The organism is Flavobacterium sp. Root186 (assembly GCF_001428525.1).
Lineage (GTDB): Bacteria > Bacteroidota > Bacteroidia > Flavobacteriales > Flavobacteriaceae > Flavobacterium.
Genome location: NZ_LMHW01000005.1, coordinates 20606 through 31474 on the forward strand (window position 1 = coordinate 20606; position 10869 = coordinate 31474).

Below are 10869 nucleotides of genomic sequence, written 5' to 3' on the forward strand. Positions count from 1 at the left end.
GCGGTAGTAGCACGAAACCTTACTTTCTTTTTAAATTTATAATGAATATCTAAATCTCGGGATGATGCTACATCATAAAAAGATTTTTTTTGCAGTTTTAAAGCAGTAACCGAAGAGCATTGCTGAGTACTATCAATTTTATGTACAGTTGAATGTTTATATGTTCCTGTAACCGATATGCACGAAAACAGCAATAATAAAATAGCAATGATGAACTTAAAATGTTTCATGTACTCAAAAAATGGATTATACTTTATGTCTACAGGACAAGGCTTATATTAGTAAAGGGCCAAATATAAGAATTAGAGAAGCAAATAACAAAGCGAATTTCATTAAAAACTAATTTTTTGGGAACTTTATCTGAAACTTTACTTAAGGTTTACTTTAAATTAAGAAGGAAGTAATCTCAACCGTTTGAATTGAACGAATCAGTAAAACGAAATTCTTATGACATTATTTGCGTATGAAATACTTACATATTGCTATTTCTCATCATGCTTTTCACAGTCCATCAGTTTGGAACTAACTCCCAGACAATTTTCTGCATTAGTATTTAAATGTTTTGGTATACTGTCAGTATAGGAGGTGATTCAGATTCTGACGATCAAATGTTTTAAAAGACTTAAAACCGTATAATGTTTTTAGGGAGGGGTGCGTATTAGACTTTAATTTTCTATGTACGGAAGTCCTGTATTTTTAATGGTGAACATTTTTATTTACGTTAAGTTTGCTTAGTAATAATTTTTAATAATAGACGAAATCTTTATTTAACTAGTTTACAATTAGAATTAGACATGCGTACGAATATTTTAAATATTTTTTTTTCAAAACTTAAATTTTATAAAATTTCTAACTTTTCCTTGTAACTTAAAAAAAGGCCTACACATTAATTTATGATTTGAGTCATATTTTCATAATATATCAGTGGAGTAAATTTGCCATAAAAATATATATCATGAAAATTTATAACCAAACATTTGAAAATTTTAATAAAAATTATATTGGTTGTGCTACTATGGCAGTAATTGGGCAAAGTTGTCTTGGAGCAGTTGCCGCAATGTGTGTGCTTTCTAATGGTACATCACTGGGACAGATGGTACAATTGACAATTATAGTCTTTGCAAATATGTTTGCCAACACTTCAATTTTGGCACAAATGAGCCATAAAACGGTCTTCAACATTATTATTAGCACCGTGTTTTTCAGTACCTTATTTATAATTATCAATAACATTTAATATGGGAAATGAAATAGAAAAAGCACAGCTATGATTGAAGTAGATTGTAGAATTGCTTGTTTACACTAAATATATATATATTCTTGCTTAAGCAAATAAAATTAAATGGACTATCTCAATAGTTCAATTTGCCCAATTTCGAATTCCTTCCTTTCTGGATTATCCTGATCCGATTCAATGGTCTTAAAGGAATCATTTTCATCCTCATCGCTCTTTTGGGTATCCATATCGGTTTCAGACCCCTTTGAAGGGTCATTCTCTATAAGGTCTTTTTCTATGTCCTTGCCGGTTATGTCTTTGGGGCCGCTTTGGGGTTCCTTTTAAGGGTGCTGCGGGTCATAGGCTGGGCGTTTTTGGCTGGGTGTTTTGGGGCTTTGAACGGGTTTTGGGAATTACGGTGGTGCTTGTGGTAATTTTTGGTTGTATGGGAAGTTGTAATTTTATTTTTTGCGTTAAATTATTGCTGTTGTTTTTTTAAAGGGGGCGCGCGGGGCAGGTTGGGCGGTATATTTTTTTAGGTATAATATTTTTTTTGGAGCTTTTTCCCGCTATTCGTTCCAATCTTTTGTGCCGAACAACGGCACAAAAGGATTTCCACTGCTATCGGGGCTAATTGTTGTGTTTTCACTATTGTTAAGACATACTTTATGATGCTTCTATACCATAAGATAATAAAGTTTTCCAAATCCCTAAACCGAATCGTGCCAATTCAGCCTATAGGGGACTTGTATACTGAAAAAATGGATTTGGCTGTGATGAATTCCTATGATATGTTGTATTTCTAAAAACTCAAAAATCATTTTTTAGCACAACTTTTTTGTTATATTTGAGGTAAAACAAACAAAGTTTTTCCATAAACTGACCTTATAGCGTGATACTATATGGTCAGTAAAAATATAGATTTTAATAACGATAAAATGACCGATAAACTCACGGAGCTTGAAAAACAAATTGGACACCTTTCAGAAAAATCAGGACTGTCCGGAGAAAACCTTTTGGTATTCCCTGAAAACTTCAGACAGGTTCATTCCTTTAAGATTTTTGGAGACAATTTACTTGCCATACCAGCGAACCTAATAATTGAAGGTGATGATGAAGAATTTGAAAAACCGTTTAGTTTTTTAGACAGCCTGGAAAACCTAAAATTATTCGAGAGTGAATTCAGGCCAGAAGTTCCCTATGATTTTATACAAATTGGAAATTTATTTGGTTCAGCTGAAATTGTATTATTAAATAAATTGAAGGACACTATTCATATTTTTCATGTCTCTGACTTATCAGACAAGGATTGGCTGAAATACAAATTGGAAAAAGGAATCTGTGATTTAGAATCATTTATTGACAGTATTCAAGTACAGACTGTTTGTTGTTTAATGGACCCAACTGATTACTCCAAATGGGATATTTGTGAAATTCGGAATAATGAAATATTGACGGGTGCCGGGCTCTTAAAATTTACAGACAAGGAAACTGCATGCATGGAATATAAAAGATTTATAGAAAAATCATTAGAGAGCGGATTTCAAATACACTATGCTCCGAAAAAAATATTAAATAAACTCCAGCAATAATTTACAAATATCTAACACTGGCTTCGGGCGGGCTCAAAATTTTAAGCCAGGAGCATTGCGTTTCATTATACACAAAAACAGGAAACTTTGTACTTTGAAACCTCATAAACTCAGGTTCAAAGTGTTAGTTGGTTAACCCACATCATACACTATAATAATTAAACATAAAATGAATTCTAACAAAAGAAACTTAACAAATATATTAATTGGTATAATTTTAATCCTTTTTGGCTATTATTTATATTCTTTAAATGCGTCATTGTTTCACTATATGGGACTTTTAATGATAATTTACGGAAGTTTTGTATCAATTGTTAAAACGCTAAAAATAATATTTTTGAATAATGGCAAATTTAAAGCTATACGCAGATTTGAAGAAAGTGAAAACCTGCAAATACCTAGTTTTATTAAAGAAATTTTAGAATTTAGAATAAAAAACAATCGAGAGCTTCTTTTTGAAGTTGCCTATTTGGGTGAGTTTAAAGTTTTAAATTATAACAGTAGAGACAGCAATTTTAATAATCCAAGTTTCTTAAAAGAAGCAATTCTCGACTTGGTCAATAGCGAGTTTTATCCAGTATTCCGTGTAGAAAATTTAATTCCTATAGCCCGTAATAAGAGCAATGGCGCTTTATTTGTTGAAGAAAATAAATCCGAGGTAGTCTATATTGATTTAGATAATTCTAATTTTAAACCTTTGGCTTTAGATAAAAAAATAGATTTTTATTTAGACCTCAATAAATTATCGTTGCAAAATAATGCTTATTATGGCAATGCATTGGAGAAATTAGAGAATATAATTTCAAATAAGGAATTCTTTTATGATGTTCCGGATGGTATTTTTGAAGGTAAGGATTACATGGAAATTTTTGATAAAAGTTTCAATTTACTAGATATAAGTATTGATTATTCCATTACAGCTATTGAAGAAAAAGAAGATAAATATTTTATCGAGTTAGAAATAAAGAATAAAATTTTTAAAACTTTTTTTCAAAAATATAGCCATTATATCGATAACGAAAGAATTACTATTGTTTTAAATGAAATTTTGGAATTAACACAAGCTCATGTTCAAAAGAAATTCTATTTACTCTCTTATGAAATTTGTGATTTCGGAATTGTATTGGCTGACCAAAATACTTATGAAAAATTAAAAGAAAATGGCTGTATAGATTTTGATTTTGAAAGTCAAAAGTTAACAGCAGAAGAAATCAAAAGTATCAGGACATATTCTGATTTGTCTACAGAAATTGACAATATAGAGTTTCATATAGAAGTGGTAAAAAAATCCAATAAAAACGATTTTAAAAAAGGAGAGCAATATCATTTTTCCTACCAGACGAAATATTTATTTGATGCTGATGGATTAAATTTAATTAAGGAAAAACTCAATATTATAATTGTAAAAATAGAATTGGGATATGAGATTTTCTTTAAAAACTGACAATAATATTTAATAATCAAACGATTAAAAATTTGTAGAATAGATTTGGGTAATTAGATTAATTGAAAATAGTTCTGGATCTGGAGGATTTGATAAAGTCGAAGAATAGGGCTCATTTAATGCAATATCTAGTTTAAGTCAAGAAAATCTGCTGTTATATTAAAAATACTATTATGAAAAATAAAACCATAATCGAAAGATTAAAAGAGACCGAAATTCAATTAGGAAAAAAAGTAACTGAAAGTCTAAAATTAACAGACAACAAAACCCAACTTGAGTTTTATAATCTTTGGAAAGAACATGATAGCAATAAAAATATTGAAAGCATGTTTAATGATTTGAAAGCAAATATTAATAATTACTGGTTGAATGACAAGTACAATAATGACCTGAAAAAAGAGTTCAATATGCTTTATTTTGAGCATGGAGGGCTGTACGGCGGCGCATTTGATACCTTTGCCATCGATTTCAATTACAGTAGCATTGAATCGCCTATTTTTAAAACTATGGACGAGCGGCTGAATTATTTAGAAAACATTTCTTGTTTGCCAGGGTGTATAATTCCATTACTTTCTGATTTGACCAGAGAAATTCAGGGAAAAGAAAATGATTTTGATGATTGGGAGGACTTAATGGATATTTATAATTTATTTGAAACTGCAGCATTTATTGAATCATACCAGACTTTTTTAAGGGCTCACCACGAGAATATATTTAGTAAATTAAATTTTAAAAAACCTTTTTATTTAGCGGTTGGAGAACATGATGCAGGCGCTCCGAAATTACTATATGTAATTGAATAAAATACACAGCGACTATGCTACAACGAATTTGGACATTTGGCCTATAGCGCTTAAAACGGATGTGGGCAACAGCCTTAATGGAAAGTTGGATCTGTATTTTGGAACTTGGCAAATCTGAACAATGGGGCTAATTTAGCCCCGACCCCGCTGTTATATCCTATCGTTAGCAGAAATGCTAAGATCTGCGTAGATTCAATAACTTACTACAACACGTCTAATTAAATTAATGATCAGATTATTACAAGTAACACTTATATTTTTTTCAATATGTGTTTAAGACTATACAAATTTTAAGGACACCTTGAATTAATTAAATCAAAAACTTTAAAACTCTCAATACAATACTATGTACGAATATCTTGAAAAAAATTGCGCCATGTCCAACTGGTTTGATAAGGTATATTTCGCAAATAAACTGAAGAATTTGAAAAGCGCTATTAAATTCATGAAACAGACCACTTTTGAATTTAATAAGGAATCCCTAGTATGGGAGCTCAGAGAAAGCTCAGAAAATTTTTCTTTTGAGTTTAACAGGGAAAAAGAAATTATAAGAGAGGTTCGTGGTCTGGATATATTTGAAATAAAATATAAGAATTTTAAAGAAAAGAAAATACTCTCTAAGCATTATTTCCCTGATAATTCCACTGAATTCTTTGAATATGATCAACAGACAGGCCTGGCTAATAAATATATAAAAATCAAAGATGATGTAAGGACCGAGCAGGCACTTAAAATTGACATATTAGAGGATGGTTCAATAATTCATTCAAATGTAAGTATGGAAGTTCACTACGATAGTGATGGACATACATTGATTGAGAGGGACAGGAACAGTGATTTGGAACTTATTTATGATTATTCCGGTTATGGAAAAAAAGGATTTTACACCAAAACGCAGCGTATCGGAGATCAGATTCATGTTGTAGAAAAATATGGCAATAAAAATGAATTTTTAATAGGGAGGATCTCGTATAGAAATAATATCGTTTCAAGCAAAGACATGCTGTTTTTTGATGAGACCGATAAACTTGTACAATACCTGAAAATTTTTGATGAGGATTCATTTGACAATCATTATTATTTTTATAATGACAAAGATTTATTGATTGAGGATAGAATTTCCCTTCCAAATGGATATATGGGTACTGATCATTTATTTGAATATGACCAATATGATAATCTCATTAAAACCACAGACAGATCATATGAATATAAATATGACCAAAAAGGAAACTGGATAGAGAGGGTAGAAATTTACAGAGGTGAAATATCCAATAAAACAACCAGGGAATTTACTTATTTTCCTGCAGGGCTTCATTTAGTTTAGCTCCAAGGATAATAAGGCACGCGGTTATTTTTGCAGGGGATCTGCCTTAGCACTCTATTCGAAGAAGACACTGAAAAAAGTTTTTATATTTTTCGATTAGACAATCTTTGCTTATCCGAGCGCTGACAATATGCTAACGAGGGTGAACCATGAGATATAAGAGTATAAAAGCTCAGGATCTCTAAGCAATTTTACTTTGATAATTATAATCTATTCGCAATTTTGGCAGCATTAGCCATACTATAATAATATTACTCTTTTGATTAGTCCCGTGCAGAGGATTGCCGGCAGATCGTATAAAAAAACTTTAAGGATTATAAAGTTTTTTTTAGGCATCAAATCTCCTTGCATTAAAATTTTCGCTCGGAGGGTTTGGCATAGCCCGGTGCAAATTGACCTGTTTCATTTAGAGTAAGTTCATCTTCTTTTAGCTCCTGGTTGCCCAGTTTCCTTATTTCGAATTCCTTCCTTACCGGATTGTCCTTTTCGGGCGCTATGGTCTCAAAGGAATCATTTTCATCCTCATTGTTCTTTTTAGTATCAATATTAGTTTGAGACCCCTCGGGTGAGTCATTTTCTGTAAGGTCCTTTTCTATGTTCTTCACCGTTATGTCTTTGGGGCCGCTTTGGGGTTCCTTATAAGGGTGCTGCGGGTCATAGGGGCTGGGTGTTTTTGGCTGTGGTTTTTGGGTCTTTGATCGGGTTTTGGGAATTACGGTGGTGCTTGTGGTAATTTTTGGTTGTATGGGAAGTTGTAATTTTATTTTTTTAATAAATTATTGCTGTGGTTTTTTTAAAGGAGGGTACGGGGCGGGTTTGGGTGGTATTGGCGTGCTTGTCGGGGTTGTTACGAGAATCGAATTCGGAGTGATCATATAGTGAATATATAGTTTTATTTTTTGGAGCTATTCCCGCTATACGTTCCAATCTTTTGTGCCTCCCGAAGCCTCGGGACCGGCACAAAAGGATTTGCACTGCTATCGGGGCTAGGGCTGCCGCAGAGCCCTATTTTGTTTTGGAAAAAGTAAATTTGAACCCAATTGTCGTGTATCTAATTTATGGCCGGTGCATAAAATAAAAAGTTTTTCGTAAAATATTTTCTAGAAGGAAACGAAAACAAAAACAAAAAATCACTAATATATTTATAAAAGTTTTTTTAAGCAAAAGAAGAAACCAATTGTCTTCAATTGGCGCCATTTGGCTGTGTGACCTCGATGGGGCAAATTTCTATAAATTTTTTGGAAGACTTGAAGAGATTGGCTTACTGGAAGTACAAGCTGTCTTTGTATGGCTTCAACAATTTGGTTTGGATGTCCTGTTGGGGATTGATGCAAAAATGCATTAAGTTTTATATCTGAGTTGCCACAAAATATAATCTGATAATTTAAGTTATTTAATAAGAGCAAAAAGAGACAGCATTAACTTTTTGTGACAAAAGTAGCAGTTCCAATTTACAAACCTTGCACAATCTGTATAAAATCGTTTCTGCTCCAGTGGTCTGTTATCTTTCCATCTTTAAGAATATCTATTTCTATCACATTCATTTCTACTTTTTTCCCCGTGGCGGTTTTCCCCATAAACTCACCGGTGTGTATTGCAGTTATCGTTTTTCTCAAGGATACTTTATCGGCTTCTGCTAGCACCTCGTCAATTCGAACTGAAATATTAGAAAAACCTTTATGAAAAGCCGTTATAAACATAATCATCGCACTTGCATCTTTTGGCGCATTGGGTGAGGCCGTATGATTGGTAAATGAATCTGATAAAAGTTCTTTTGTGATTTCTGTATTTCCACATTGGAAAAATTCTTTATTAAACTTAATTACTACTTGTTTGTTTTGTTCTAGTGTCATTTTCTTTTCTGTTCTTTTTTTTGTTACCTGCCCTTGTACTGTTTGAAAGCCGGTAGTTAAGATTATTAATATTACGGCTAAAAATTGTTTATGCGTCAACCTCATTACAGCATATCGCCAGTTGAGTTTCTGTGATAATTTTTTCATAATCTTTGTTTTATAATTGTAATACAAAGATGAAATAAGCCAGAACATCAGGCCAATAAGAAAGTTTAAGAAATAAGATTAAGATAGTTTAAGAGTAAAGTTAATTACCCGCAATGTTTTTTCGAATATTGCTCAGAAATTCAGGCGTAATTCCAAGGAAGGAGGCTATTTGAATATTAGGAAGTCTATTGGAAAGATCTGGATATTGTTCTAAAAAGGAAAGATAACGCTCCTCTGCTGTCATGCTGATATTTTGCAATATCCTATTTTGAAGTTCGATAAAATTATTTTCAACAATTACTCGAAAAATCCTGTTGAACTTGGGATATTTTTCAAACAGGAAAACCAAATCTCTTAGTTCTATCTGAATAATTACAGAAGGCTCGACTGCTTCAATAAACAACTGGCTTGGTTTACCTGCATTAAGGTTTTTAAAATCGGCTGGCTTTACAGAATGGAAGCTTGCCATATCAGTAATCCAGGCATTTTCTGCTCCAAATTGTACATTGTGCTCTTTTCCGGCCTTGTCAACGTTGTACATTTTAAAACACCCGCTAACAATAAAATTATAATGTTTACATCGGTCTCCTTCTTGTAAAATAAATTGCCGACGCTTAATCTTTCTTTCATTTGCATTTTTTGTTACAGCATCTGTTTCTTCCATGTTTAAAGGAAGATAGCTGTTAAAATGCGATATGAGTTTTTCAATAGACATAGGATACAAAGATATGTTATTCATATAAATTATATTACATAAGAGTTTTCATATCCCTCAAAAAATCGAGGATCAGCCACCTTATTTATTGAATTTGCTATTTAAAAAAAAGGATTAATGGATAGTTGCAGATTCAAACCTAAACTACCTGGCTTTTATTTTGTTGAATTTCTAGTTTTCAAAAAGAAGATGCCACGATGTTGCCACAAATTTAAAATGTCAATTTTGTTTTATTTTAAAAGTAGTAACGAGCTTTAAATAATTGATATAATTCATTTTCTTTTAATCAAAAATCAGTAATTGTTTTTGATTAAAAGAAAATAATAAACGCCTTAACTTTTGTGGCAAAAATGGTATCTCTTCCAAATTTATTATGTCGTAAAACAGCCACTCTAATTAAAAACCTTAGTATACTGCTTTCCTGATGCGGCTCAGAGTTTCACGGGATAACCCAAGGTAGGAAGCGATCATGTGGAGCGGTACGCGGCTAAAGATATCCGGATATGTCTTTATAAAATTGGAATATTTTTCCTCAGCGGTATCACTTATATTGCTCATAATACGGTTTTGGCTTACGTCAAAACTCTTTGCTTTTAGATTGTAAATAAAATCTTTAAAATGGGGAATGCTGTCCAGTAAATTATTGAAATCTACTTTGTCAATCATCAGCAGTTCACTCTCTTCCAGTGCATCGATATTATTTTTGGAAGGTGTGCCATTATTATAACTTTCAGAATCGCTTACCCACCAGTTCTCTACTGCAAATCTTAAGATATGCTCATTGCCATCTTCACTGGTACGATAATTCCGTAGACAGCCTTTGACAACAAAGCAATTGTAGTGACAAACGTCGCCCTCCTGTAACAGGTATTGCCTTTTACGAAGTTTCTTGCTCACAGTTACTATACGTACCTGAGTCAATTCATCCTCGTTAAGACCCGCTTTTTCTTTTAAATAAGATGAAAAAATATCAAACATAGCCTTCGCTTTTGAACAAAGCTATAAAAAATTAAGGATAATTAAGCAGATGGAAATATGTATTTAATGTAGCCAAACCACCTAAATTCATAAATACCTATATATTGGACTGTTTAATGACTATTAGGGCTATCATTAAATTCGTATTGATAATTATAAGTCCGTTGCCTGTCTAATTGAAGTGCTGTAAAAAAAATATTTGTACCCAAAATTACTGTGGATTCATCAGCAACAACCAAAACTACTACTACTACTACTACTACTACTACTACTACTACTACTACTACTACTACTACTACTACTACTACTACTACTACTACTACTACTACTACTACTACTACTACTACTACTACTACTACTACTACTACTAATTTCGTTGGTTATAGAGTGTGCGGCATTAATGCCGTTACCGCTTTATGATTGCCACCGCAAAGAGATTCTGACGGAATGCTTATTTAATAAAAACTCGATAGACCGCTGACTATTTGCCCGTTTGCCTGACGAACACAGCTGACAATTACTGTGACATTTATCACATTTAAATTGTGTCAAATGCCCTCGTTATTTATAACAAGTTGCCGGAACTTTGGTGGCAAATAAAGAAGAAATACTATGTATAATAAAACAAATTGGCCGGCGGATCAAAAGCCAGAGATATCTGCGATCTACGCACTGAATGATATCGATATCAAAGCACCTGCAGAGGTGGTTTGGAAACTTTTAGTTGACGCCGAAAACTGGATGAGCTATTTCCCTGCTGAAAACCAGGTTAAAATTTTAAGCCGCGAGAACGA

At 32.5% G+C, this 10869-nt stretch carries 11 protein-coding genes; 7 read left to right on the forward strand and 4 right to left on the reverse strand.

Annotated elements, in window-relative coordinates; genetic code table 11:
- Nucleotides 1-955: 955 nt before the first annotated feature.
- The 5 genes from ASD98_RS03400 (at nucleotide 956) to ASD98_RS03420 (ending at nucleotide 6382) form a co-directional block, all read left to right on the forward strand.
- Nucleotides 956-1237 (forward strand): hypothetical protein, encoded by a 282-nt coding sequence (locus ASD98_RS03400; protein WP_056200253.1) that lies wholly within the window; start codon nucleotides 956-958, stop codon nucleotides 1235-1237.
- Between the two features lie 917 nt (nucleotides 1238-2154).
- Nucleotides 2155-2808: a hypothetical protein gene (locus ASD98_RS03405; protein ID WP_128414775.1), complete on the forward strand. Its 654-nt coding sequence runs from the start codon at nucleotides 2155-2157 to the stop codon at nucleotides 2806-2808.
- Between the two features lie 169 nt (nucleotides 2809-2977).
- Nucleotides 2978-4252, forward strand: a complete 1275-nt coding sequence (locus tag ASD98_RS03410; protein WP_128414776.1) for a hypothetical protein — start codon at nucleotides 2978-2980, stop codon at nucleotides 4250-4252.
- Between the two features lie 173 nt (nucleotides 4253-4425).
- A complete protein-coding gene (locus ASD98_RS03415) occupies nucleotides 4426-5055 on the forward strand; it encodes a hypothetical protein (protein ID WP_056200260.1) in 630 nt (209 codons plus the stop codon).
- A 346-nt stretch (nucleotides 5056-5401) separates the two neighbouring features.
- Complete coding sequence (locus ASD98_RS03420) at nucleotides 5402-6382, forward strand: hypothetical protein (protein WP_056200263.1); 981 nt, start codon at nucleotides 5402-5404, stop codon at nucleotides 6380-6382.
- 350 nt (nucleotides 6383-6732) lie between these two features.
- On the opposite strand, the gene ASD98_RS03425 is transcribed toward ASD98_RS03420, so the two are convergent.
- Nucleotides 6733-6987 (reverse strand): hypothetical protein, encoded by a 255-nt coding sequence (locus ASD98_RS03425; protein ID WP_056200266.1) that lies wholly within the window; start codon nucleotides 6985-6987, stop codon nucleotides 6733-6735.
- Between the two features lie 572 nt (nucleotides 6988-7559).
- On the opposite strand from ASD98_RS03425, the gene ASD98_RS23955 reads away from it, so the two are divergent.
- On the forward strand, nucleotides 7560-7727 hold the full coding sequence (locus tag ASD98_RS23955; RefSeq protein WP_157849137.1) for a hypothetical protein: 168 nt from the start codon (nucleotides 7560-7562) through the stop codon (nucleotides 7725-7727).
- Between the two features lie 106 nt (nucleotides 7728-7833).
- On the opposite strand, the gene ASD98_RS03430 is transcribed toward ASD98_RS23955, so the two are convergent.
- From ASD98_RS03430 to ASD98_RS03440, 3 genes are all read right to left on the reverse strand, one after another.
- Entirely contained in the window at nucleotides 7834-8382 is a 549-nt protein-coding gene (locus ASD98_RS03430) for an ester cyclase (protein ID WP_056200270.1), read from the reverse strand.
- A 100-nt stretch (nucleotides 8383-8482) separates the two neighbouring features.
- Nucleotides 8483-9121: a Crp/Fnr family transcriptional regulator gene (locus tag ASD98_RS03435; protein ID WP_242412070.1), complete on the reverse strand. Its 639-nt coding sequence runs from the start codon at nucleotides 9119-9121 to the stop codon at nucleotides 8483-8485.
- Between the two features lie 381 nt (nucleotides 9122-9502).
- Nucleotides 9503-10075 carry a Crp/Fnr family transcriptional regulator gene (locus ASD98_RS03440; protein WP_056200276.1) on the reverse strand — a complete coding sequence of 191 codons (573 nt, stop codon included), beginning with the start codon at nucleotides 10073-10075 and terminating at the stop codon, nucleotides 9503-9505.
- A 612-nt stretch (nucleotides 10076-10687) separates the two neighbouring features.
- On the opposite strand from ASD98_RS03440, the gene ASD98_RS24185 reads away from it, so the two are divergent.
- A partial coding sequence (locus ASD98_RS24185) for a hypothetical protein (protein ID WP_206779294.1) occupies nucleotides 10688-10869 on the forward strand: 182 nt, incomplete at its 3' end.

Excerpts from the sequence above, each read along its gene's own strand:
- ASD98_RS03400 (WP_056200253.1), top strand. The coding sequence starts at position 956 with ATGAAAATTTATAACCAAACATTTGAAAATTTTAATAAAAATTATATT.
- ASD98_RS03405 (WP_128414775.1), top strand. The coding sequence starts at position 2,155 with ATGACCGATAAACTCACGGAGCTTGAAAAACAAATTGGACACCTTTCA.
- ASD98_RS03410 (WP_128414776.1), top strand. The coding sequence starts at position 2,978 with ATGAATTCTAACAAAAGAAACTTAACAAATATATTAATTGGTATAATT.
- ASD98_RS03415 (WP_056200260.1), top strand. The coding sequence starts at position 4,426 with ATGAAAAATAAAACCATAATCGAAAGATTAAAAGAGACCGAAATTCAA.
- ASD98_RS03420 (WP_056200263.1), top strand. The coding sequence starts at position 5,402 with ATGTACGAATATCTTGAAAAAAATTGCGCCATGTCCAACTGGTTTGAT.
- ASD98_RS03430 (WP_056200270.1), bottom strand. The coding sequence starts at position 8,382 with ATGAAAAAATTATCACAGAAACTCAACTGGCGATATGCTGTAATGAGG.
- ASD98_RS03435 (WP_242412070.1), bottom strand. The coding sequence starts at position 9,121 with ATGAATAACATATCTTTGTATCCTATGTCTATTGAAAAACTCATATCG.
- ASD98_RS03440 (WP_056200276.1), bottom strand. The coding sequence starts at position 10,075 with ATGTTTGATATTTTTTCATCTTATTTAAAAGAAAAAGCGGGTCTTAAC.